This window comes from Rhizobium sp. Leaf341, assembly GCF_001424325.1.
GTDB lineage: Bacteria > Pseudomonadota > Alphaproteobacteria > Rhizobiales > Rhizobiaceae > Ferranicluibacter.
This window is the reverse complement of the sequence record NZ_LMPE01000003.1, coordinates 945804-966892: the sequence shown is the minus strand read 5'-3', so window position 1 is coordinate 966892 and position 21089 is coordinate 945804. Positions and strand designations below refer to the sequence as shown.

The 21089-nt window shown below is 62.9% G+C and carries 25 protein-coding genes; 8 read left to right on the top strand and 17 right to left on the bottom strand.

Features of this window, described 5'->3' with window-relative positions; genetic code table 11:
- Positions 1-79: 79 nt before the first annotated feature.
- Positions 80-1096 carry a class I SAM-dependent methyltransferase gene (locus tag ASG03_RS06155; protein ID WP_062692889.1) on the top strand — a complete coding sequence of 339 codons (1017 nt, stop codon included), beginning with the start codon at positions 80-82 and terminating at the stop codon, positions 1094-1096.
- Between the two features lie 91 nt (positions 1097-1187).
- Here the strand turns inward: ASG03_RS06155 and fabI are convergent, their stop codons facing one another.
- From fabI to fabA, 3 genes are read right to left on the bottom strand one after another with little or no spacing between them, the layout of a single operon-like run.
- The gene (gene fabI / locus ASG03_RS06150) at positions 1188-1994 is read right to left on the bottom strand and encodes an enoyl-ACP reductase FabI (protein WP_062692887.1); all 807 of its coding nucleotides are present in this window, start codon (positions 1992-1994) and stop codon (positions 1188-1190) included.
- 6 nt (positions 1995-2000) lie between these two features.
- The gene (gene fabB / locus ASG03_RS06145; protein WP_062472358.1) at positions 2001-3224 is read right to left on the bottom strand and encodes a beta-ketoacyl-ACP synthase I; all 1224 of its coding nucleotides are present in this window, start codon (positions 3222-3224) and stop codon (positions 2001-2003) included.
- A 54-nt stretch (positions 3225-3278) separates the two neighbouring features.
- Positions 3279-3794, bottom strand: a complete 516-nt coding sequence (gene fabA, locus ASG03_RS06140) for a 3-hydroxyacyl-[acyl-carrier-protein] dehydratase FabA (RefSeq protein WP_062595396.1) — start codon at positions 3792-3794, stop codon at positions 3279-3281.
- Between the two features lie 315 nt (positions 3795-4109).
- On the opposite strand from fabA, the gene irrA reads away from it, so the two are divergent.
- Positions 4110-4529: an iron response transcriptional regulator IrrA gene (gene irrA / locus ASG03_RS06135; RefSeq protein WP_062471296.1), complete on the top strand. Its 420-nt coding sequence runs from the start codon at positions 4110-4112 to the stop codon at positions 4527-4529.
- Positions 4530-4560: 31 nt separating this feature from the next.
- On the opposite strand, the gene ASG03_RS06130 is transcribed toward irrA, so the two are convergent.
- Together ASG03_RS06130 and ASG03_RS06125 are read right to left on the bottom strand one after the other, a co-directional pair.
- Positions 4561-5196, bottom strand: a complete 636-nt coding sequence (locus ASG03_RS06130) for a trimeric intracellular cation channel family protein (RefSeq protein WP_062692885.1) — start codon at positions 5194-5196, stop codon at positions 4561-4563.
- The gene (locus ASG03_RS06125) at positions 5193-5993 is read right to left on the bottom strand and encodes a YdcF family protein (protein ID WP_062692883.1); all 801 of its coding nucleotides are present in this window, start codon (positions 5991-5993) and stop codon (positions 5193-5195) included. Before ASG03_RS06125 ends, ASG03_RS06130 begins: the two co-directional genes overlap by 4 nt.
- A 188-nt stretch (positions 5994-6181) precedes the next feature.
- Between ASG03_RS06125 and ASG03_RS06120 the strand changes: the two genes are divergently transcribed.
- Entirely contained in the window at positions 6182-7435 is a 1254-nt protein-coding gene (locus ASG03_RS06120) for a TIGR03862 family flavoprotein (protein ID WP_082475597.1), read from the top strand.
- Positions 7436-7460: 25 nt separating this feature from the next.
- Here ASG03_RS06120 and ASG03_RS06115 read toward each other — a convergent pair whose 3' ends face one another.
- The 3 genes from ASG03_RS06115 to ASG03_RS20970 all read right to left on the bottom strand — a co-directional run bounded on the left by ASG03_RS06115 (position 7461) and on the right by ASG03_RS20970 (position 8168).
- Positions 7461-7649, bottom strand: a complete 189-nt coding sequence (locus tag ASG03_RS06115; protein ID WP_062692881.1) for a hypothetical protein — start codon at positions 7647-7649, stop codon at positions 7461-7463.
- A gap of 104 nt (positions 7650-7753) precedes the next feature.
- Positions 7754-7912 (bottom strand): YqaE/Pmp3 family membrane protein, encoded by a 159-nt coding sequence (locus ASG03_RS20975; RefSeq protein WP_082475596.1) that lies wholly within the window; start codon positions 7910-7912, stop codon positions 7754-7756.
- Between the two features lie 82 nt (positions 7913-7994).
- Complete coding sequence (locus ASG03_RS20970; protein ID WP_082475551.1) at positions 7995-8168, bottom strand: DUF1328 domain-containing protein; 174 nt, start codon at positions 8166-8168, stop codon at positions 7995-7997.
- A gap of 238 nt (positions 8169-8406) precedes the next feature.
- On the opposite strand from ASG03_RS20970, the gene ASG03_RS06110 reads away from it, so the two are divergent.
- The 5 genes from ASG03_RS06110 to ASG03_RS06095 all read left to right on the top strand — a co-directional run bounded on the left by ASG03_RS06110 (position 8407) and on the right by ASG03_RS06095 (position 12594).
- Positions 8407-8589 carry a hypothetical protein gene (locus ASG03_RS06110; RefSeq protein WP_062471283.1) on the top strand — a complete coding sequence of 61 codons (183 nt, stop codon included), beginning with the start codon at positions 8407-8409 and terminating at the stop codon, positions 8587-8589.
- A gap of 492 nt (positions 8590-9081) precedes the next feature.
- Positions 9082-10395: an NAD(P)/FAD-dependent oxidoreductase gene (locus ASG03_RS06105; RefSeq protein WP_200934683.1), complete on the top strand. Its 1314-nt coding sequence runs from the start codon at positions 9082-9084 to the stop codon at positions 10393-10395.
- A 426-nt stretch (positions 10396-10821) separates the two neighbouring features.
- On the top strand, positions 10822-10998 hold the full coding sequence (locus tag ASG03_RS21765; RefSeq protein WP_164490733.1) for a hypothetical protein: 177 nt from the start codon (positions 10822-10824) through the stop codon (positions 10996-10998).
- 108 nt (positions 10999-11106) lie between these two features.
- Positions 11107-11715, top strand: coding sequence for a DUF922 domain-containing protein (locus ASG03_RS06100; protein WP_082475549.1), 609 nt, complete (start codon positions 11107-11109; stop codon positions 11713-11715).
- A gap of 219 nt (positions 11716-11934) precedes the next feature.
- Positions 11935-12594, top strand: a complete 660-nt coding sequence (locus ASG03_RS06095) for a peroxiredoxin (protein WP_062471275.1) — start codon at positions 11935-11937, stop codon at positions 12592-12594.
- Between the two features lie 88 nt (positions 12595-12682).
- Here ASG03_RS06095 and ASG03_RS06090 read toward each other — a convergent pair whose 3' ends face one another.
- The 9 genes from ASG03_RS06090 to ASG03_RS06050 form a co-directional block, all read right to left on the bottom strand.
- Complete coding sequence (locus ASG03_RS06090) at positions 12683-13834, bottom strand: alpha-D-ribose 1-methylphosphonate 5-triphosphate diphosphatase (protein ID WP_062692876.1); 1152 nt, start codon at positions 13832-13834, stop codon at positions 12683-12685.
- Positions 13835-13925: 91 nt separating this feature from the next.
- A complete protein-coding gene (gene phnE, locus ASG03_RS06085; RefSeq protein ID WP_062692874.1) occupies positions 13926-14756 on the bottom strand; it encodes a phosphonate ABC transporter, permease protein PhnE in 831 nt (276 codons plus the stop codon).
- A 96-nt stretch (positions 14757-14852) separates the two neighbouring features.
- Positions 14853-15848 (bottom strand): phosphonate ABC transporter substrate-binding protein, encoded by a 996-nt coding sequence (gene phnD, locus ASG03_RS06080; RefSeq protein WP_062692872.1) that lies wholly within the window; start codon positions 15846-15848, stop codon positions 14853-14855.
- Positions 15849-15897: 49 nt separating this feature from the next.
- The gene (gene phnC, locus ASG03_RS06075; RefSeq protein WP_062692871.1) at positions 15898-16764 is read right to left on the bottom strand and encodes a phosphonate ABC transporter ATP-binding protein; all 867 of its coding nucleotides are present in this window, start codon (positions 16762-16764) and stop codon (positions 15898-15900) included.
- Between the two features lie 110 nt (positions 16765-16874).
- Positions 16875-17504, bottom strand: a complete 630-nt coding sequence (locus tag ASG03_RS06070) for a DapH/DapD/GlmU-related protein (protein ID WP_062471261.1) — start codon at positions 17502-17504, stop codon at positions 16875-16877.
- Positions 17504-18238, bottom strand: coding sequence for a phosphonate C-P lyase system protein PhnL (gene phnL / locus ASG03_RS06065; RefSeq protein WP_244475169.1), 735 nt, complete (start codon positions 18236-18238; stop codon positions 17504-17506). Before phnL ends, ASG03_RS06070 begins: the two co-directional genes overlap by 1 nt.
- Positions 18239-18319: 81 nt before the next feature.
- Entirely contained in the window at positions 18320-19093 is a 774-nt protein-coding gene (gene phnK, locus ASG03_RS06060; RefSeq protein WP_062692866.1) for a phosphonate C-P lyase system protein PhnK, read from the bottom strand.
- Positions 19090-19989: an alpha-D-ribose 1-methylphosphonate 5-phosphate C-P-lyase PhnJ gene (locus ASG03_RS06055; RefSeq protein ID WP_062692864.1), complete on the bottom strand. Its 900-nt coding sequence runs from the start codon at positions 19987-19989 to the stop codon at positions 19090-19092. The genes phnK and ASG03_RS06055 overlap by 4 nt, the downstream gene beginning before the upstream one ends.
- The gene (locus tag ASG03_RS06050; protein ID WP_062692862.1) at positions 19986-21089 is read right to left on the bottom strand and encodes a carbon-phosphorus lyase complex subunit PhnI; all 1104 of its coding nucleotides are present in this window, start codon (positions 21087-21089) and stop codon (positions 19986-19988) included. The genes ASG03_RS06055 and ASG03_RS06050 overlap by 4 nt, the downstream gene beginning before the upstream one ends.

The window sequence follows — 21089 nt, the reverse complement described above, 5'->3', positions numbered from 1 at the left end:
CCGAACCGAACACCGCCGATCCGACAGGGGGATCGGCACGACGGGCAGCCGCAAGAGGCTGCCGAAGAGGCAAGACGCAATGACGAGCGACAAGGTCAAGACTCTGTTTCATCCTTTCGACAGCGGCGTGCTGTCGGCGCCGGGCGCAGGCGAGCGCGTGCTCTTCCTGGCAGCCGAGGCGGGCTACCGGCTGCCGGAAGGCTTCGACGCCGAGCTGGTCTGCGTACAGCCGAACCGCCCGCTCTATCGCGCACTGGTCTCTGCCGGTGCGAACGTCACGCCCTTCGTGGAAGGCGATGACTACGCCGCGACGCTGATCCTCTGCGGAAAGCATCGCGGCGAGAATGAGAATCGCATTGCCGAGGCGCTGAAGCGCACCCGCATCGGCGGGCTCATCGTCGTGGCCGGCACCAAGGAAGACGGCATCCAGTCGCTGCGCAAGCGCTTCAACGCGCTGGAGTGGGGCGGCGACAGCATGCCGAAATACCACGGCGTTGTCTTCTGGTTCGCGCGCCCCGAAGATGCCACGGCCGAGATCGAGCGCTTCGCTTCGACTGCTGTTCGCGTCGAAGGGCGCTTCGATGCGGCCCCGGGGATGTTCTCGCATGACCGGATCGATGGTGGCTCGGAGCTGTTGGCCTCGCGCCTGCCGTCCGATTTTTCCGGCCACGCTGCCGATTTCGGCGCCGGCTGGGGCTATCTCTCGGTCATGCTCGCCGAACGCGCGCCTGGCATCAAGGGCATCGATCTGTTCGAGGCCGATTATCACGCGCTGGAGGCTGCCCGTGGCAACCTGAAGGCCAACGCACCGAAGGTGCCGACGCGCTTCCATTGGCAGGATCTGACGCAGGAAGCCCCGCGCGATCACTACGACCTCATCGTGATGAACCCGCCCTTCCACGAGACCCAGGCCGCCGACCCCGCGCTCGGCGCCGCCATGATCGCCATGGCAGCCAAATCACTCAAGGCGGGTGGACGCCTCATGCTGGTTGCCAACCGCGGCCTCCCCTATGAGCCGACAATGAACGCAACCTTCAAGGAATGGGGCGAAACCTGCCGCAACGCCCGCTTCAAGATCCTCTGGGGCCGCAAGTAGCGTTTCGGTCTCCCCGTTGTTTCCATGCAAAAGGCGCCGCGATGATCTCGCGGCGCCTTTTGCATGTGGAGACGGAAAGGGGCAGGGCCGACTATTCTCCGTCCGCATTCCGCAATGTTTCCAGCACCGGCATCGACGTGATGTTGTAGCCGGAATCCACATAGTGGATCTCGCCGGTCACGCCGGATGCGAGCTCTGAGAGAAGGTAGAGAGCCGAATTGCCGACGTCGTCGATGGTCACGGTGCGGCGGAGCGGCGCGTTCTTCTGGTTCCAGGAGAGCATGGCGCGCGCGTCCGAGATGCCGGCGCCGGCAAGGGTACGGATCGGCCCGGCGGAAATGGCGTTGACGCGGATGCCGCGGGGACCATAGTCGGCCGCGAGGTAGCGGACGGATGCTTCGAGCGCAGCCTTGGCAACGCCCATCACGTTGTAATTCGGCATGACCCGCACGGAGCCGCCGTAGGTCAAGGTCAGCATCGCACCACCGTCCGTCATCAACTCGGCCGCGCGGCGCGCGATTTCGGTGAAGGAGAAGCAGGAAATGACCATGGTCCGGCTGAAATTCTCACGGCTCGTATCGGCGTAAAGACCTTTCAGCTCGTTCTTGTCGGAGAAGCCGATGGCATGGACGATGAAGTCGAGACGGCCCCAGCGCTCCTTCAGGGTCTCGATCACGGTGTCGACGGAGGCGAGGTCCTCAACGTCGCAAGGAAGCAGCAGATCCGAATTCAGCTGCGCCGCCAGCGGCTTGACGCGCTTGCCAAGGGCTTCGCCCTGATAGGTGAAGGCCAGTTCTGCTCCTGCGCGCGACAATGCCTGGGAAATGCCCCAGGCGATTGAATGGCTGTTGGCGACACCCATGATGAGGCCGCGCTTCCCTGACATCAGACCGGTCATGACGGCTTACCCGTTGTAACGCTGGAAGACGAGGGTCGCATTGGTGCCGCCGAAGCCGAACGAGTTCGACAGAACCGTATCGATCTTGGCATCGTCGATCCGCTTGCGCACGATCGGCACCCCGTCGAACTCCGGGTCGAGTTCGGTGATATGCGCGCTTTCGCCGATGAAGCGTTCCTGCATCATGAGCAGCGCATAGATCGATTCCTGAACGCCGGCCGCACCCAGGGAGTGGCCCGTCAGCGACTTGGTCGACTGGACGGCCGGGATCTTCGACCCGAAGACTTCGCGGATCGCGCCGATCTCCTTGCTGTCGCCGACCGGCGTCGAGGTGCCGTGCGTATTGATATAGTCGATGTCGGTCTTCACTGTTGCCAGTGCCTGACGCATGCAGCGAATCGCGCCTTCTCCGGACGGAGCCACCATGTCATAGCCATCGGACGTTGCACCATAGCCGGTCAGCTCGGCATAGATCTTGGCACCGCGGGCCTTGGCATGTTCCAGCTCTTCGAGCACCAGAACGCCCGCACCGCCGGCGATGACGAAGCCGTCGCGGGAAACGTCATAGGCGCGGGATGCCGTCGACGGCGTGTCGTTGTATTTCGACGACATGGCGCCCATGGCATCGAACAGGTTCGACATCGTCCAGTCGAGATCCTCGTGGCCGCCCGCGAACATGATGTCCTGCTTGCCCCACTGGATCATTTCCGCCGCGTTCCCGATACAGTGCGCGGATGTGGAGCAGGCCGAGGAGATCGAATAGTTGACGCCGTGAATCTTGAACCAGGTGGCAAGCGTTGCCGAAGCGGTCGAAGACATGGCCTTCGGCACGGCGAACGGACCGATGCGCTTCGGGCTGTTGTTCTTGCGGGTGATGTCGGCTGCCTCGATCAGCGTCCGGGTGGATGGCCCGCCGGAGCCCATGATGATGCCGGTGCGCTCGTTGCCCGAGATATCGCTGTCTTCGAGACCCGAATCGGCAATCGCCTGCTTCATCGCGACGTGGTTCCAGGCGCCCCCTTGCGACAGAAAACGCGCCGCGCGGCGATCGACCAGATCCGTCGTGTCCAGATCGGGGGAACCCCAGACCTGGCAACGAAATCCGTGTTCAGCGAAATCGTTGGAAAAGCTGATACCGGAGCGCGCATCGCGCAACGATGCCGTAACCGCTTCGGCGTCGTTCCCGATGGAGGAAACGATACCAAGACCCGTGACAACAACCCGTCTCATCTCGATGACCTTTTCTTGAAGTGAACTGGAGAAAGCGCCTGCCACCCCGAGGGATCAGGCCGCCTTTTCCTTCGACAGGCCGACGCGAAGGTCCGTTGCCTGGTAGATGGTTTCTCCGTCGGCCTTCAGCCAGCCGTCCGCGATGCCGAGCACCAGCCGTCCGCGCATCACGCGCTTGAAGTCGATGCCGTATTCCAGAAGCTTGGTGTCGGGGAGAACCATGCCCTTGAACTTGACCTCGCCGGTCGACAGCGCCATGCCGCGACCGGGCTCGCCGAGCCAGCCGAGGAAGAAGCCCGTCAGCTGCCACATGCCGTCGAGGCCGAGGCAACCGGGCATGATCGGGTTGCCGGGAAAGTGACAGGGAAAGTACCAGTCATCCGGCTTCACGTCATACGCAGCCCGGATATAGCCCTTGTCGAAAGTGCCGCCGGTTTCGGAGATGTCCGTGATCCGATGGACCATCAGCATCGGCGGAAGCGGCAGTTGCGCATTGCCGGGGCCGAACAGTTCGCCCCGCGCGCAACGCAGGATGTCGTCGTAGCCGTAGCTGGATTGTCTGGTCGTCATGAACGTCTGGTGTCTCCGCCAAGGTGTCTTGTCTGCCCGGTCGGGACCGGGTCTTGCTCTTGCCAAGCCCGCAGGCTCGGACCAATGCAGTCTTCGTCCGATGCCACGCCGGAGGTTCCGGCTTTGGCCCATATCCGCAGTCGCATAGCGCATGATACCGGAAACAACCAGTAGCAATTGCCATCTCGCGCCTTTTTCGGGCCCTTTTCTGCCCGTGGACCGCTATGGCAGCTTAATGTGTATTGAAAGCATGGCCAACCAAAGTTATATCGACACGAATACTCAACTTAACAAGAGCTGACCGGACCAGTCTGCATGACGATGGAAACAGGAATGAGGCCCGACGACCGCTTGCGCCGCTTTGGCCTCAGGCCGACGCGTCAGCGCGTGGCGCTTGCCGACCTCCTGTTTGCCAAGGGCGACCGGCACCTCACGGTTGAGGAACTGCACGAGGAGGCCGTAACCGTTGGCGTACCCGTGTCACTTGCGACCGTCTACAACACGCTGCACCAGTTTACCGAAGCGGGCATGATCCGCGTTCTCTCCGTCGAGGGTGCACGCACCTATTTCGACACCAACGTGTCCGATCACCACCACTTTTTCGTGGAGGGCGCGAACCAGGTGCTCGATATTCCGGTCAACAATATCACGATCGGCAATCTTCCGGAGCCGCCGGAGGGCATGGAGATTTCCCATGTCGATGTTGTGATCCGGCTCAAGCCGAAGCAGCGCTGAACCTTTCCGTCTGCGTCTGTAACGCGTCTTCTCAGAGCACGTCGTCCGGGTTTCGGCCCGGGCCTGCCTTGCCCGTGGGCAGCGTCCAGCCGAATTTCAGCGCTCCGCCGCGCACCACGAAGGCAGAGACGATGCCGAGCGCGGATGTGACAAGCAAGGGCAGGCCGACAAGGGTTGCGAGCGTAAACACAGCGGAGCCGGTCAGTGCGGCCGTGACGTAGATTTCCGGACGCAGGAGCACAGAGGGTTCTCCCGCAAGCAGATCGCGCAGGATGCCGCCGAACGTTGCCGTAAGCATGCCGGTGACGAGTGCCACGACGGGGGATCCCGTTGCCGAAAGCCCTTTGGCTGCCCCCATGACGCAATAGGCCGACAGCCCGATCGCATCGAGCCAGACGAGTGCGCGATACCGCGAATCGAGCCGGTGCGAGAACAGGAAGAGCGCAACGCCGACGGTCGCGCAGATGATGAGATAGAGCGGGTTCTTGATCCAGAAGACGGGCGTCGCCCCCAGGATGACATCGCGAAGCGTGCCCCCGCCGATGCCGGTGATGGAGGCAAGGAAGACATAGCCGATGATGTCCAGCTGTTTGCGCGACGCGGACAAAGCGCCGGTTGCAGCGAAAACGGCGACGCCGGAATAGTCGAGCAGATCGAGAATGGTCATGGGCGTTCCACGGACGGGAAGAGGGTGGAAGTGCGACCCGTCAAGGCGTAGGCCAGCAGGCCGATCCACTCGCGCACGGCCGTCGTCGTCAGCTGAGCATTGAGCGCCGGCTGCGTGAGGTCGAGACCGAAGCTTGCCTTGCCGGTCGTGCGGTAGTCCGTCGCCCAGGGTATGACGGCAATGTCGAGATTGCGGAACAGGCCAACGGCGCGTGGCATGTGGAAGGCTGATGTGATCAGGAGGCAGTTCGACAAGCCGTTCTGGGCGAGCAGTGTCTTGGTGTTCGCTGCATTCTCGAAGGTGGTGCGCGAACCGTCTTCCCGGATCAGGCGATCGAGGGGAATGCCGAACGCCGGAAAGAAACGTGCTGCGGCATCGGCGTCGCCTTCAAAGCTTCCGCTGAGCGAACCATCGCCGCCCGACACGAGAATGCGTGCACCCGGCGCCAGCCGGGCAATCCGCAGAGCCTCGACGAAGCGATCAGCCGCCTGATTGAATTCGAAGCCGCCGCGCGTGGCCATCACCTCGTTCTCGAACGCGCCGCCGAGGACGATCAGGCAGGAGATATCTGCGGGAAGAGCGGGCGGGCGGGGAAATCGGTCTTCCAATCTCTGCAACAGCACGCTGCCTGTCGTCGTGAACAGGGTGACGCAGAGAATGACGGTCGAAAGTCCCGAAAGCACGAGGCCCAACCTCTGAAACCCGGCAGCGGTGGAGATGCACCCGGACAGCACGAGCGCAAAGGCAAGCGACAGGGGCTGGGCCAGCAGCCAGAAAATCTTGGAGATGAGAAACATGGGTGGGGCACGCGGGGTTCTGGGATCGATGGGCGACCATAGACGTGGGCCTTGCCCGGAAGCAACCGGCGCGATGACGTGAACAGGGATCGTGCTTGTGCAGGGATGCGGCGCGTGTCGTGCTGATCTGCCGTTCGGGATCGCCTGACATCTTGCCCCGCCATGCCCTTTGCCGCATGAACGAACGCATGACGAAAGCGAGCAATATGGCAAAGACGATCGCGATCATTGGAGGCGGGCCGGCCGGACTGGCGGCCGCCGAACTCCTCTCGGAAACACAGCATGGTGTCACGGTCTACGACGCCATGCCGACGATCGGCCGCAAGTTCCTCCTTGCTGGCAAGTCTGGCCTTAATCTGACCCATGCCGAACTATTCGAGGACTTCGCCGGTCGCTATGGTACCGCCAGCGCGCACCTTCGGCCGGCTCTCGATGCCTTTACCCCGCAGGATATGCGGCATTGGGCGCAAGGTCTCGGCATCGAAACCTTCGTCGGATCTTCCGGGCGCGTGTTTCCCACGGCCATGAAGGCGTCACCGCTGTTGCGGGCCTGGCGCCAGCGTCTGGAGATGCGCGGCGTGACCATCCGCACGCGCTGGCGCTGGAACGGCTTCGGGGAAGGCGATGCCCTTCTCTTCGAAACGCCGGAGGGGACGCAAGCCATCGACAGCGATGCGACGCTGCTGGCGCTGGGCGGGGCAAGCTGGCCGCGGCTTGGTTCCGACGCGCGATGGGTGCCGATCCTCAAAGCCCGTGGCGTGACCGCCGTCCCGTTTCGTCCGGCCAATTGCGGCTTCGATGTTGCCTGGGGTGCAGACTTCGTCGAGCGGTATGCCGGAGCCCCGGTGAAGTCTGTCGCGGCGATGTCGGACGCCGGACGCAGCCAGGGGGAGTTCGTCATCACGCGGCATGGCATCGAGGGCAGCCTCGTCTACGGCCATGCGGCCGCGCTGCGCGACAGGCTGGCCGCCAACGGGCAGGCCGATTTTGTTCTCGATCTTGTGCCCGGGCGGTCCCTCGACACGTTGGCCTCTGCCTTGGACAAGGCACCGCGAAAGGCGAGCTTCAGCAACCGTCTCAGGAAAGCGGCCCGCATCGATGGCGTGAAGCTGGCATTGGTCCGCGAGGTCGTGCCCAACGCCGATCATTTGCCGGCAAATGATCTTGCGTCCATGCTCAAAACGTTGCGTGTTCATGTCTTGCGACCACGGCCGATTGCAGAAGCCATTTCATCTGCCGGAGGCATTCCGCTCGACGCGATCGGGCCGACAGGGATGCTTCGCGCTGCGCCCGGCATTTTTGTAGCGGGCGAAATGACCGACTGGGAAGCTCCGACGGGCGGTTACCTTCTGACAGCATGCATGGCGACCGGTCGACTTGCGGCGACAGGACTTCTGGAATGGGTTTCTGGTTCGGAAACGAGACAGGCGACGGGCGTCTGACATCAGACTTTAAGCGCGGTTTGGATCAGCGAAAAACCGGCGCCCGTGTCGCATTGGACAGCAATTCCTGCTCGGTCGCGAACTGGCCGAAGAGCCGGGTCAGCCGGATTTTTTCTTCCGGGCCAAGACGATATCGACGGCAGAAATCGTCCACACTGCGCACGCGGCGCAACGCACTATTCTCCACTTTGGCAACGTCGATATGCTCGCTCACGATCCATCCCTTTCAATTGACGCGTCGATAACTGGCCATGGCAGGTTTAGTTCCGCCAGGGCTTAGCTTTTTCGACACGTCAAATTAAGGATGGATCCGCGATTCTACTTTTTCAGGATGACCCAGATAGCGTGAATGATTCCCGGGATATAGCCAAAGATCGTGAGAAGAATGTTCAGCCAGAAGTGAAGGCCGATACCCACCTGCAGGAACACGCCGACAGGCGGAAGGAGGATGGCGATGAGAATACGGACGACGTCCATGATCATCTCTTTCTGAAAACGTTTGCAGGCAGATCGTGGCCGACAGATGGATGTCTCCATCGGCCCATCTGCGAAAACCGATTTAGAGAACCGCGCTGCCTGCCATGAAGGCAAGAACGACGAAGATCAGGAAGATGACGACGGCGATGGCGAACAGGACGCGCGCGATCGTCGCGGTCGCAGCGGAGACGCCGGAGAAGCCAAGAAAGCCGGTGACGAGGGAAACGAGGAAGAAGATCAGCGCCCACTTGAGCATTGGTGATTCCTTTGAGTACGGGTTCGCTCGTTAACGCACCGGTCTGAAATTTGTTCCTTATGTAGATCAACCTTCCATGTGCTGCGCATGCACGGGTTCGACCTGAAGCGGGCGCGATTCATCTAACGAATATCGGAGTGTCCATTTCCGTACCGTCTGCCACCGCATTAAAATAGTTGAATGACACTATCGGCCCTGGAGTGGAGAACGCTTGTCTTGTCAAAGACAGAGAGCCTCTATGACCGAAGAGAAGAAAAAGCGTCGTCCGAAAGCGGGGCCGGCGCTCGGGAACATCGACGAAACCAAAGTCGTGGCACAAGCCATTATCGACACGCAACTCAATGCCGCACGTGAGAAGACCGAGCGGTTAAAACAGCTCCGACTCCAGCGCGAGGCCCAGCAGAACGACACGGCCGGCTGAAGCCGCCACAGCGATTCATCATTGCTTTCGGGTCTATCGGCCCGAGAGGCAAGGCAAGCCTTACGGGCTGCAAACGACAGCCGGATCGCTGTCAGACTTAACGGGTGATCGCTGGCCGGATGGGTGGGAAGCTCGGCTGCCATTTCGTTGGCCATAGGAAGAAAGCGGAAAAATCCCTATGTTCTTCATCTCCATCGTGTCCGCTTGACACGGCCTGCGATCTGCTTGGAGAAGTAACTGAACCTGCGTTGGTTCCGGCCTTATCCATTCTTTTTCCAGTCCATGTCACGCGGAGATCGGGGAGCGGAACCCGTGACGGGCATGGGCGGTCTTCGCAGCAAAACGGTGCACTTTGCACAGCGAGATGTCGGGACCATGGATCGAGCGTTCCAAGGTCTCGATGAATGCCGTCCTGTTCGTCTGCCCAATTCAGGCTTCATGTGAGAGGATGGCGATGGACGCCTCTTGCAATCTGCGTCATGGGAGCGCTCGATGATGAACGTGCTGGAAAAGGCGTATCCTGCTCGGGCGTTGCCGCGCCGCTGCGTCGTTATCATCGGCGCCGGCTTCGGTGGCCTGGCGTGTGCCGGAGCGCTCGGACATGCCGAGGTCGATGTGGTCGTGATCGATCGGCGCAACCACAATCTGTTTCAGCCGCTGCTCTACCAAGTTGCCACCGCGGCCTTGTCCCCGGCCGATATTGCGGAGCCGATCCGCAGAACGCTCGGGCGCTATCGCAACATTCACATCATGCTCGCCGAAGCCGACGGCATCGATACGCAGACGAAGCGGGTGATGCTCAAGGATGGCAATGCGGTCGCCTACGACCAGCTCGTGATCGCTACCGGCTCGGAATACAACTATTTCGGACATGACGAGTGGCAGCGGTTTGCACCGGGTCTCAAGACCCTTCACGAAGCTCGCCGCATCCGTCACCGCCTGCTTCTGGCCTTCGAAAAGGCCGAGCAGACGAAAGATCCGGCGGAACGTCGCGCTCTGCTCACCAGCATCGTCGTCGGCGGTGGACCGACCGGCGTCGAGATGGCGGGCGCTATCTCCGAGCTCGGGCGCTCCATGGCGTCGCGCGACTTCCGCACCATTCCGTTGTCGGACCTCCGCGTCATCCTGGTGGAAGCGGGGCCGCGCATCCTGTCGGCGTTTCCCGAGCATCTCCAGACCTATGCCTTGGGTTATCTCGAGAAGATCGGCGTTGACGTCCGATTGGGTGCGCAGGTGTCCGATATCACCATGGAGGGTGCCGTGATCGCAGGGGAGATGGTGCCGGCGGGCAACATCGTCTGGGGCGCGGGCGTCAAGGCGTCGCCGGCTTCCCGCTGGCTCGGCCTGGAGGGCAAGGCGAACGGCCGCATCCCCGTCGACTCCAAACTGCGTGTCGAAGGGTACGAGGATATCTTCTCGCTCGGGGACACCTCGGTCCAATCCGGCGACAACGGCGCGCCTCTGCCGGCTTTGGCCCAGGTGGCAAAGCAGCAGGGTCACTATCTTGGAAAGCTTCTTGCCAAGATCGACACCATTGAAATCGCGAAGCCCTTTCACTTCAACAATCGCGGCAACACGGCCGTGATCGGCCGAAATGCCGCGATCTTTGATTTTGGTCGCTGGACGCTGAAAGGCTATCTCGCCTGGATCCTCTGGGCGATTGTCCATGTCTACCTTCTGGTCAATTTCGAAAAGCGGATGCTGGTCACGCTCCAGTGGATCTGGCGCTATCTAACCCGCCAGCGCGGCGCACGCCTGATCGACGAGAATGACAGGGAGGACGTGTTGCCTGCCGCAAGGCGCTGAGCCTCTGCGCCTCACCGCCGCGGGTGGATGGGAAGCCGGGTGCAGGTCTGCCGGCCGCGGAACCTTTAGCGTTTCGACTGGTTCGATGACCGACAGCCGATGCGTGGGGATCCATCCTGCCATCTTTTCATCCGGCTCCGTGCCGGCATGCCTGTCGCGACCGCGCCGGCTCCCCCCTGTCGCCGGTCCGGCCGCGACAGGCTCATCAAGGGCCCGCTTGCCGCGCAAAGCGCGCGCTGGCTGCGCCGAGCGTGAGGTCGATATGCCTGAGAACTATACATCCTTGCTGATCATGGTCGTCGTGCTTGTTGCCATCTGTGGAGTGATTGGCGCTTGGGCCCTGCGGAGCCGTCGACGCCATGCCCGCGTGGCGCCCGTCGGCCGTAAGGACCGCCCTGATACGACGCTTGAAGGGGGACATGTGCAGTGACGGGCGATCGAAATCGAGAACCCTATCTGGCACCTTCCGCCGACTCGCCAAAGCAGGTCGAACACAAGTCGAAAGCGGGCAAGGGCATCATCATGTTCATAGCGGCCTTCGCTCTCGCGGCGTTTCTCATGTATCTGAGCATCCTGATCTATGCGAGCATCGTGCGGGTCTGATAGCCCTGTCCGACCATCGCGGCCGCAAATTCATTCCGCTCTAGCCGGCGATGCGATAGGCTCGCAGGGAAATCAGAGGCGGGATGACGGGTGACGCGGAAGAACACGATGCACGGGACGATAGCAGGGGCCTGGATGGTGGCCGCAACGGCGGCTTCAACAGCCGCCTTTCCCCTGCCGGCCGACGCTGAGGTAAAGGCGACGGAGACGGTCGAAACCTACGGGATCACCGGCAAAACCGGCGCTGAACTCTATGCTTCAATCGGCGAACGCGGACCTCTGCTCGGCGCTAGTCGGGTCATCGCGCACACACGGTTCAAGCTGACCTGGCGCCGGAATTATCAGACGGAGGGCAATGACTGCGTTCTCGTCTCGGCTGTTCCGCGCCTCATCATCACGACCACGCTGCCGAAACCGACCACCAGCCTTCCGCCGCCCGTGCGGGCCAGCTGGAAGACGTTCATCGAGGGCGTTCGCCAGCACGAAGCTGTGCATGGTCGATATGTCCGCGATCTCGTTGCGAAGATCGAGACCGCAACCATCGGGCTTCGCCAGTCCGAAGATCCCGGCTGCACGAAGATCAAGACGGAAATGACCCGTCGCCTTGGTGCGCTTTCCGATGAACGGCGTGATCTCGACCGTGCGTTCGACCGTGCGGAGTTCACGGAGGGCGGCGCGGTTCACGCGCTGATCCTCGCTCTCGTCAATGGTCCGTGACCGATAGGCAATGGTCGGCGAGGCTAGGCAGATGCCGCCGAGCTCGCTTCCGTGAGAGGCTCCAGAGACGGCGCTTCACGCCGTCAAGACATGTCATTTGTTTTTCGATCAACGCAGGGAGAAAATTTGACGGCCTGCGCGTGGGCGCGATGTCGACGCAACCTTGAACGACGGGCGCGATGATGCCACTTTCCGGCAACCCGAAAAGAGGACCGATCCATGAGCCTGCGCATCAACGATATCGCCCCCGATTTTACCGCAGAAACCAGCCAGGGAACGATCTCGTTCCACGACTGGATCGGCAATGGATGGGGCGTCCTGTTCTCGCATCCGAAGAATTTCACCCCGGTCTGCACGACCGAACTCGGCGCCATGGCCGGCCTCCAGGACGAATTCGCCAAGCGTGGCGTAAAGGTCATCGGCATCTCGGTCGACCCGGTCGAAAGCCATGAGCGCTGGAAGAACGATATCCGCACGGCGACCGGCTACGAGGTCGACTACCCCCTGATCGGCGACAAGGATTTGGCCGTCGCAAAGCTCTACGACATGCTGCCGGCCGGTGCCGGTGAAAGCTCGGAGGGCCGCACGCCTGCCGACAATGCCACGGTTCGCTCGGTCTTCGTGATCGGGCCGGACAAGAAGATCAAGCTGATCCTGACCTATCCCATGACGACCGGTCGGAACTTCGACGAGATCCTGCGCGCGATCGACTCGATTCAGCTGACCGCGAAGCACCAGGTGGCCACGCCCGCGAACTGGAAGCAGGGCGACGATGTCATCATCACTGCGGCCGTTTCCAACGAGGATGCGATCGCCCGCTTCGGCAGTTTCGATACTGTCCTGCCCTACCTGCGCAAGACCAAGCAGCCGACGGCCTAAGTCTGACAGCGGGGCCTGTGTCCGACAGCCGGCCCTGTGACCTCGATTGGATGTGCCTGCCGCGGATGTGTGCGGCCGGCGCAAATCCTCAGGCGACGCGCGCGCCGGCGCGCCAGACGCCGGCGACAAGCGGCGGCGAACCGGGCTCTGACCGCACCCGCAGGAGATCGGCGCGCAAGCCCGTCTCGATCCGGCCGCGATCGGCCAGACCGGCCGCCTTTGCCGGATTGGCCGTGATCATCCTGACAGCATGCGGCAGATCCGTCTGACCGCGCTCGGCCAGCAGGAAAGCTGCCTGGAGCAGGCTGAACGGCACGTAGTCCGACGACAGGATATCGAGCGCATCGCGCTCCAGAAGGTCGAGCGCCGACACATTTCCGGAATGAGACCCGCCACGCACGACGTTCGGGGCCCCCATCAGAACCTGTAGGCGGGCGGACTTGGACAACGTTGCGGCCTCGATCGTTGTCGGGAACTCGGCAAGAGCGATTCCGAGATCAACACTCTCGCGCACATGCGCCGCCGTTGCATCATCATGCGAGGCGATCGGGATGCCGGCTGCGTGGCAGCGTGCTGCGAGCGCCAGGCGGTTGCGGTCCGCATTCTCCAGGGACTGGGCGATCCGTCGCGCGCTGAACGCCTCGAAATCCGCGTCGGAGATCTTTTTCTTCCCCTGATAGTAGATTCGATAGGCCTCCAGACTCACGAACTGGCGCTGCCCCGGCGCATGATCCATCAACGACGCCAGCCGCACCCGATCATTGCGCTTCATGGCATCGAACTGCTCGACCACATCCGGCATGGAAACTTCGCAGCGCAGGTGAATGAAGTGCTCGGCGCGCAGGCGGTTCGCGGCCGTGGCGAATGAGATCATTTCCGCCATTTCCGCCATATCCCCGGCACCGAGCTCCGTATCGCCATCGAGCCCGACGCGCAGTGCGTCGAACACCGTGGTGATGCCCGCCGTGGCAATCTGCCCGTCATGCGCCTGCAAGGCGGCGGCAAGGTTCCAGCGCACCTTCGGCCGCGGCTGGAGATGGGTTTCCAGGTGATCCGTGTGCAGTTCGACGCATCCGGGCATCAGGTAGTCGCCCTCGAGGTCGATCCCGTTTGCCGTCTGGTGCGCCGTTGCCGTGGTGGAGATATCCGCGATCACGCCGTTGCGCACGACGACGGTGCCCTCAACGATCTCGGTCGGAAGGATGATGGCGCAGCGGGTGAAGATCTGTTCGTAGGTCATGGTCTGCCGTTCCGCAGCCTGGCTGCAGTTTTCGGGTGGGAGAGAAGTGTGGCGTGGAGAGACGTCGGCGCGCGGTCTCGTGCGGTCGTCGTCAGATAACGACCTTGCGCAATTGCTGGGACAGAATATCCATCAGCGTCACGGTGGCGACCACGATGATGAGAATGGCGGATGCCTGCGGATAGTAGAAGCCGCGAATGCTTTCGAACAGGATCTGTCCGATGCCTCCCGCGCCGATCAGGCCAAGCACGGTGGCGGAGCGGATGTTGGATTCCAGCCGATAGAGCGAGAAGGAGATCCAGAGCGGCAGGACCTGCGGGATGACACCGAAGACGACCTGCTGGAGGCGGGACGCGCCGGTGGTCCGGATCGCCTCGACCGGCCGCGGGTCGATCGCCTCCACCGCCTCGGAAAACAGCTTGGCCAGAATGCCCGTCGTATGCACGAACAGCGCCATCACGCCTGCAAACGGCCCAAGACCAACCGCGACGACGAAGAGCACGGCGAACACGATCTCATGGATGGCCCGAAACAGATCCATCAGCCTGCGGACCGGATGAACGACCCACGTCGGCGCCATGTTGTGCGCCGAGAGAATGCCGAAGGGAACGGAGAGGAGAACGGCAAGTAAGGTGCCCCAGAGCGCAATCTGGATCGTGACGAGCATCTCGTTGAGATAGGAGAGCCACTCCTTGAAGTCGGGCTTGAGGAAATCCTTGGCATACGACGCCATATTGCCAGCGTCCGAAAAGAGATAGGTCCAGCGCCCCATCTCGGCCGGCCCCCAGCTGGCTGCCAGCGCACCGGCGAAGACGAGCGCGACAAGCCAGCCGCGTTTGCTGCCGCGCGCAGCCTTCGCGCTGGTCTGTCCTGTCGCCAGGCGGGCGGGCGTGAGACCTGTGGTGGCGATGACGTTGGTCATGGGCGTCGTCCTTGTGGATCGCAGGCAGAAGTTCGTAGGGCGGATGGCAAGTGGGAGAACCGGAGCGGGCGGTGTTGCCCGCTCCGGTTCTCATGCTCAGCCGTTGGAGGCGGTGCCGAGTTCAGCTTCGAACTTGGCCTTCTGCTCCGTCAGAGGCTTGATCTTTTCGGCCTTGGCATCAGCCGACAGCGACGTGTCGGCGTCGATCTTGGCGATGGACTTCGAGAGTTCCATGACCCGGATCGGCAGGAGCTGCTTGTCGGTCGAGGCCTTGAATGGTGCCCACTTCAGGCCGGCAAGAACCTCCTTTTCATGGGCGATGTCGCCCTTGGAGTTGGCAGTGCCATAGGCCAGAAAGAAATCGCGCAGCTTGGTCTTGGTTTCTTCCGGCAGATCCTTGCGCCAGACGATCGGGTCGGACGGGATCAGCGGCGAGCGCCAGATTTCGCGAATGTTGGAGAAAGCATCCGGCTTGTTCTGCTCGATCAGCGCCATGTTCTCGGTATTGTTGGCCGCTGCATCGACCTGCTTCATGGCAACCGCCATGGCATTCGTCTCGTGGTTGGCGTTGGTGACTGTCTTGAAGCAATTCTTCGGGTCGATGCCGCGGGCGCCGAAGACAAAGGTCATGGGCACGAGATAGCCGGAGGTTGAATTCGGGTCACCCAGACCGAAGCTCTTGGTTTTGTCGCAGGTCAGAAGCTCGTCGACCGTCTGGATCGGGCTATCCTTGGGGACGATGATGACCGACCAGTAGCCTGGGTCGCCATTCTTGGCGACACTCTGCACGAACACCTCGCCCTCGGCGTGATCGACGGCTTCCATGGCCGACTTGTTGCCGTACCAGGCAACCTGCACCTTGTTGAAGCGCATGCCTTCGATGATGCCGGCGTAGTCCGAGGCGAAGAAGGGCTCCACGTCGAGACCGGTCTTGGTCTTGAGGTCGGCCAGCAGCGGCTCCCAGTTTGCCTTCAGGTTCTGTTGGGATTCGGTGGAAATGATGCCGAAGTTGATGGTCTCGGCTGCAAACGCCTGCTGGCTCAGTGTCGCGGCGAGCGAAAGCGCCGCAATGCTCTTGATGATCGCGTTCATGGTGGTCTCCGGTTGGTCCGTTACTGGGGGTCGGGTGGTGATCGGGTGATCAGACGGTGGCGAGCACTGTCTGACGTTGATGAGGCTCGGCGCCGAGCGGCGCCGCGGGGTCCGGCGGGCTGCCGGGGGCTGCTTCCGGAAGAACGAGCTCCTCCGATGCCGCGCCGTAAAGCTCGGCCAGGAAATCATTGGAAAGGGCCGTGGACGGGCCGTCATAGACGATGGCGCCGTCGCGCATGGCGATCGTGCGGCGACAATAGCGTCGCGCATACTCGACCTGATGAAGCGAAACGAGCACGGTGATGCCGTCTTCGCGGCAGATGTCGGCCAGCACGTCCATCACCCGGCGTGCTGCCGAGGGATCGAGCGCCGAGATCGGCTCGTCGGCAATCAGAATGCGTGCTTCCTGGACAAGGGTGCGGGCGATCGCCGCACGCTGCTGCTGGCCGCCGGAGAGGGTCGAGGCGCGTTGCGCCGCGACCTGGGGGATCCCGACGCGGGTCAGGGCCGCATGCGCTTTCGTCTTTTCCCGGGCGTTGAAGAGGCCGAGCGTGCCTCTCCAGCGCGGGACGCGGCCAAGATGGCCGATCAGCACGTTGGTAAGCACCGAAAGGCGTCCGACGAGATTGAACTGCTGGAAGATCACCGCCACGCGGCCGCGCGCCGCTTCGCGATTCATGCGTCCGCCGGCCTGTGACACCGCGCCGAGGATCTCGACACGGCCGCCATCTCCGTCGCCGATCTCAAGGCCGGCAATATGACGGATGAGGGTGCTCTTGCCGGACCCGGAGGCGCCGATCAGCGCCACCATCTCGCCTTGCTCCAGCATGAGGCTGACGCTGTTCAACGCCCGGGTCTCGCCATAGCGCTTGGAGAGATTGGTCACGGAAAGCGCAAGGGGTGTAATCTCGGTCATGGTTTGATCCCGGACAGCAGCTTGAAAGCCGACCTCAGGCCGGCTGCACGTCCAGGGACTGTGAGCGGCAAGCGGTGATGGTTGCGTGACGGTTACATGAAACTTTTGCGTCAGTGTCCGATGTCGGAAGCGTAGCGCGCAAGGAACGCTTCGCCGGTCAACATGCGGAAATCTTCAAGGGCGGCGAACAGTCTGTCATGCGGCCAGTCCCACCAGGCCAGCCGGTCCATGGCTTCGGCCGTCGCGCGGGAAAAGCGGTCGCGGATCAGTCGGGCCGGCACGCCGCCGACCACCGTGTAGGGGGCCACATCGCGGGAAACCACGGCGCCTGCGCCGATGACGGCACCGTTTCCGACCGTCACGCCCGGCAGGACCGTCGCGCCATGGCCGATCCAGACATCGTGCCCTATGGTGACCCGCCTTGCCCGCCGCGCGGCAAAGAAGTCCGCCTCGTCTGCGGCACCGTCGAAATAGTCGCCGGCCCTATAGGTGAAATGGTGGAGCGTGGCGCGCTCCATCGGATGGTTGGTCGCGTTCAGCCGCACGGTAGAGGCGATGTTGACGAACTTTCCGACGGTTGCGCACCATAGCGCGCAGTCCTCCATCACGTAGGAGTAATCGCCGAGATCGACCTCGCCGAGGCGCGACCTTTCGGCAATCTCGACATAGCGGCCGAGACGACAGTCGGTGACCGTCGCGGTGTCGTGGATTGCAGGGACATGTTCGCGGAGCTTGGGCATCACGCCGTCTTCCGAGCGGAGAATGCGGCGACGTCGATCGTGCGGGTTGCCACGGCGTCGCGCACCGGCTGGTCGTGGAAAATGCCCAGAACCGCGGTGCCCCGGGCAAGCTTCTCGCGGATCATTGCGGTGACCACGTCGCGGTTCTCCGCATCGAGCGAGGCCGTCGGCTCGTCGAGAAGAAGCACGGGATGATCGGTGATGAAGCCGCGGGCGATATTGACGCGCTGCTTCTCGCCGCCGGAGAACGTGGCAGGGGGAAGTCCGTGCAGCGTTTCCGGCAGGTTCAGGCGGGTCAGCAGGTCGCGGGCGCGCAAAAGCGCGTCTGCCCGATCGACACCGCGGGCGAAAAGCGGCTCGGCCACGATCTCCACGGCGGAGACGCGCGGCACGGCGCGCAGGAACTGGCTGACATAGCCGATGCCGTCATGCCGGATGGCGAGCACAAGGCGTGGGTCGCCGGCTCCGAGATCGCGGATCTCGCCGGTCGAAGGATCTCGCATAAGGACGGAACCGGCATCGATGGCGTAGTTGCCATAGACCATCCGCAGGATGGACGACTTGCCAACGCCCGAAGGGCCACCGAGAACGACGCATTCGCCGGGGAAGAGATCGAAGCGGACATTCGCGACCACGGGCAGCACGACGCCGTCGCGCAGATGCATGACAAAAGACTTTGCGACGTCGCGCGCGCTGAGCAGTGCACCCTCCGGCATGGAAGGTTGGCGAGGCATGGAAGGTTGACGAGACCCGGAGGGGGACGACACGGCGGAGGATAGGGACACGGGCAGACTCCGGCTGAGAGGTGTTGGAGTTCAGGACTCAGGGATCGAAGCGACGAGAAGCTGGGTGTAGGCATGGCGCGGATCGTCCAGCACCCGGTCCGTCAGCCCGGCCTCGACAATGTGCCCGCCCTTCATCACGATCATGCGCTGCGACAGGAGACGCGCGACCGCGAGATCATGGGTGACGATGACGACGGCGAGCGACAGGTCGGTGACGAGGCCGCGTAGAAGGTCGAGCACGCGCGCCTGCACGGACACGTCGAGGCCTCCGGTCGGCTCGTCCATGAAGATCAAGCGGGGATGCGTGACGAGGTTGCGGGCAATCTGCAGACGCTGTCGCATGCCGCCGGAAAAGGCGATCGGCTGGTCGTCGATCCGCACTGTGGGGATCTCGACGCGCGAAAGCCAGTCGCCGGCCGTACGGCGGATATCGCCGTAGTGACGGGCACCGACGGCCATCAGCCGCTCGCCGACATTGGCGCCGGCCGACACCCGCATCCTCAGCCCGTCGGCCGGGTACTGGTGGACGAAGCCCCAGTCGGTGCGCATCAGGAACCGGCGCTCGGCTTCAGAAAGTTCCGCAAGGTCGGGAAAGCGACCATCGCGCAGCCTGTAGCGGATTTCACCGGCCGAGCGTTCGAGCCTGCCCGAAATGCAGTTGAGCAGTGTCGTCTTGCCGGAGCCGGACTCGCCCACGATGGCCACGACTTCGCCGGGCCAGACATCGAAGGCGATGTCCGTGCAGCCGACGAAGGATCCATAGCGCTTTTCGAGGCCGCGGACGGAGAGAATGGGATCGGTCATCGCGCGCTCTCCTGGTCGGATTCGGCATGAGGTCCGAGCTGGGGGATGCCGGGGCCCGTGTGGCCGTCCGCCTGCCGGGTCTCGCAGTGATCGGTGTCCGAGCAGACGAACATGCGTCCGCCTCGGTCGTCGGTGACCACCTCGTCCATGTAGACGCCGGCCGCGTTGCAGAGCGCGCAGGGACGGCTGAACCTTTGAACGGTGAACGGATGATCCTCGAAATCGAGGCTCGCTACCTCGGTGAAAGGCGGCAGCGCATAGATGCGCTTTTCGCGTCCCGCGCCGAAGAGCTGCAGCGCCGGCGAACGACCGAGCTTTGGATTGTCGAATTTCGGGATGGGGGAGGGGTCCATAACATAGCGGTCCTCGACCTTCACCGGATAGGCATAGGTCGTGGCGATGTGACCGTGCTGCGCGATATCTTCATAGAGTTTCACATGAACGAGGCCGTATTCCTCTAGTCCGTGCATCACCCGCGTTTCCGTTTCCCGCGGTTCTAGAAAGCGCAGCGGTTCGGGGATGGGAACCTGGAAAACGAGGGTCTGGTGCGCCTGGAGCCGCTCTTCCGGGATGCGGTGCCGGGTCTGGATGATCGTGGCGTCCGCCGTCTTCGTCGTCGTCGCCACATTCGCGGTCTTGGCGAAGAAAGCGCGGATCGAGACGGCATTGGTCGTGTCGTCGGCGCCCTGGTCGATCACCTTGAGAACGTCGTCCGGCCCGAGAATGGCGGCCGTCACCTGTACGCCGCCCGTGCCCCAGCCGTAGGGCATCGGCATTTCACGGGAGGCGAAAGGCACCTGATAGCCAGGGATGGCGATGCCTTTCAGGATCGCGCGGCGGATCATGCGCTTGGTCTGCTCGTCCAGATAGGCGAAGTTGTAGGTGGGCAGGGTCATTCCGCGGCCTCCTGTCGGTCCGTCTCTGCGGTCGTCTTCGCGGCATGTTCCCGCCGCAGCATGCGCAGCAGGTCGAGTTCGGCCTGGAAATCCACGTAATGCGGCAGCTTCAAATGCTCGACAAAGCCGGTCGCTTCGACATTGTCGCAATGGGAGAGAACGAATTCCTCGTCCTGTGCCGGCGCCACGCGGTTCTCGTCGAACTCGTCTGCACGGAGCGCACGGTCAACGAGACTCATTGCCATGGCCTTGCGTTCCGACTGGCCAAAGACCAGACCATAGCCGCGCGTGAAGCGCGGGCCGTTCTCGCCGCCGCCCTTGAACTGCGACACCATCTGGCATTCCGTCACGCGGATCGCGCCGATGTTGACGGCAAAGCCTAGCTCGGGCAGGTCGATCTCCAGATCGACGAGGCCGATGCGCACTTCCCCGACAAAGGGATGCGTGCGCCCGTAGCCGCGCTGGGTCGAATAGCCGAGCGACAGAAGAAACCCTTCGTCGCCGCGTGCCAGCGCCTGAAGTCTCAGGTCGCGACCGGCGGGAAAGCCGGTCGGATCGCGGGTCAGATCGCGGGGTTCGACATCCGACGCGACATCCGGCTCGATCAGGCCTTCGTCGTTCAGGATATCCGTTACCCGGGGATAGGCGGCATCGCCGGCCATTTCGCGAAGCGCACCGGGTGCGACGGGATGGTCGCCGGCCATGTCCGGGTCGATCAGGCGATGGGTGTAGTCGAAGGTCGGTCCGAGCAGCTGTCCGCCCGGAATGTCCTTGTAGGTGGCCGAAACGCGTCGTTCGATCCGCATGGCCGCCGTTTCCACCGGACGCGTCGCACCAAAGCGGGGCAGCGTGGTGCGGTAGGCACGGATGAGGAAGATCGCCTCGATCAGGTCGCCGCGCGATTGGCGGACGGCCATGGCGGCCAGGTCCGGATCATACAGCGACCCCTCGGCCATGACGCGATCCACGGCGAGCGAAAGCTGGCCGGCGACCTGTTCCAGAGAGAGCGCGGGAACGGAGCGATCCCCGCGGCGTCGGTCGGCCAGCAGCCGGTGCGCCTTTTCGATAGCGGCTTCCCCGCCCTTGACGGCAACATACAT

Bases quoted from the DNA above. Each gene is read 5' to 3' on its own strand.
- ASG03_RS06155 (WP_062692889.1), top strand. From the start codon at position 80: ATGACGAGCGACAAGGTCAAGACTCTGTTTCATCCTTTCGACAGCGGC.
- fabI (WP_062692887.1), bottom strand. From the start codon at position 1,994: ATGACCGGTCTGATGTCAGGGAAGCGCGGCCTCATCATGGGTGTCGCC.
- fabB (WP_062472358.1), bottom strand. From the start codon at position 3,224: ATGAGACGGGTTGTTGTCACGGGTCTTGGTATCGTTTCCTCCATCGGG.
- fabA (WP_062595396.1), bottom strand. From the start codon at position 3,794: ATGACGACCAGACAATCCAGCTACGGCTACGACGACATCCTGCGTTGC.
- irrA (WP_062471296.1), top strand. From the start codon at position 4,110: ATGACGATGGAAACAGGAATGAGGCCCGACGACCGCTTGCGCCGCTTT.
- ASG03_RS06130 (WP_062692885.1), bottom strand. From the start codon at position 5,196: ATGACCATTCTCGATCTGCTCGACTATTCCGGCGTCGCCGTTTTCGCT.
- ASG03_RS06125 (WP_062692883.1), bottom strand. From the start codon at position 5,993: ATGTTTCTCATCTCCAAGATTTTCTGGCTGCTGGCCCAGCCCCTGTCG.
- ASG03_RS06120 (WP_082475597.1), top strand. From the start codon at position 6,182: ATGACGAAAGCGAGCAATATGGCAAAGACGATCGCGATCATTGGAGGC.
- ASG03_RS20975 (WP_082475596.1), bottom strand. From the start codon at position 7,912: ATGGACGTCGTCCGTATTCTCATCGCCATCCTCCTTCCGCCTGTCGGC.
- ASG03_RS20970 (WP_082475551.1), bottom strand. From the start codon at position 8,168: ATGCTCAAGTGGGCGCTGATCTTCTTCCTCGTTTCCCTCGTCACCGGC.
- ASG03_RS06110 (WP_062471283.1), top strand. From the start codon at position 8,407: ATGACCGAAGAGAAGAAAAAGCGTCGTCCGAAAGCGGGGCCGGCGCTC.
- ASG03_RS06105 (WP_200934683.1), top strand. From the start codon at position 9,082: ATGATGAACGTGCTGGAAAAGGCGTATCCTGCTCGGGCGTTGCCGCGC.
- ASG03_RS06100 (WP_082475549.1), top strand. From the start codon at position 11,107: ATGCACGGGACGATAGCAGGGGCCTGGATGGTGGCCGCAACGGCGGCT.
- ASG03_RS06095 (WP_062471275.1), top strand. From the start codon at position 11,935: ATGAGCCTGCGCATCAACGATATCGCCCCCGATTTTACCGCAGAAACC.
- ASG03_RS06090 (WP_062692876.1), bottom strand. From the start codon at position 13,834: ATGACCTACGAACAGATCTTCACCCGCTGCGCCATCATCCTTCCGACC.
- phnE (WP_062692874.1), bottom strand. From the start codon at position 14,756: ATGACCAACGTCATCGCCACCACAGGTCTCACGCCCGCCCGCCTGGCG.
- phnD (WP_062692872.1), bottom strand. From the start codon at position 15,848: ATGAACGCGATCATCAAGAGCATTGCGGCGCTTTCGCTCGCCGCGACA.
- phnC (WP_062692871.1), bottom strand. From the start codon at position 16,764: ATGACCGAGATTACACCCCTTGCGCTTTCCGTGACCAATCTCTCCAAG.
- ASG03_RS06070 (WP_062471261.1), bottom strand. From the start codon at position 17,504: ATGCCCAAGCTCCGCGAACATGTCCCTGCAATCCACGACACCGCGACG.
- phnL (WP_244475169.1), bottom strand. From the start codon at position 18,238: ATGCCTCGCCAACCTTCCATGCCGGAGGGTGCACTGCTCAGCGCGCGC.
- phnK (WP_062692866.1), bottom strand. From the start codon at position 19,093: ATGACCGATCCCATTCTCTCCGTCCGCGGCCTCGAAAAGCGCTATGGA.
- ASG03_RS06055 (WP_062692864.1), bottom strand. From the start codon at position 19,989: ATGACCCTGCCCACCTACAACTTCGCCTATCTGGACGAGCAGACCAAG.
- ASG03_RS06050 (WP_062692862.1), bottom strand. From the start codon at position 21,089: ATGTATGTTGCCGTCAAGGGCGGGGAAGCCGCTATCGAAAAGGCGCAC.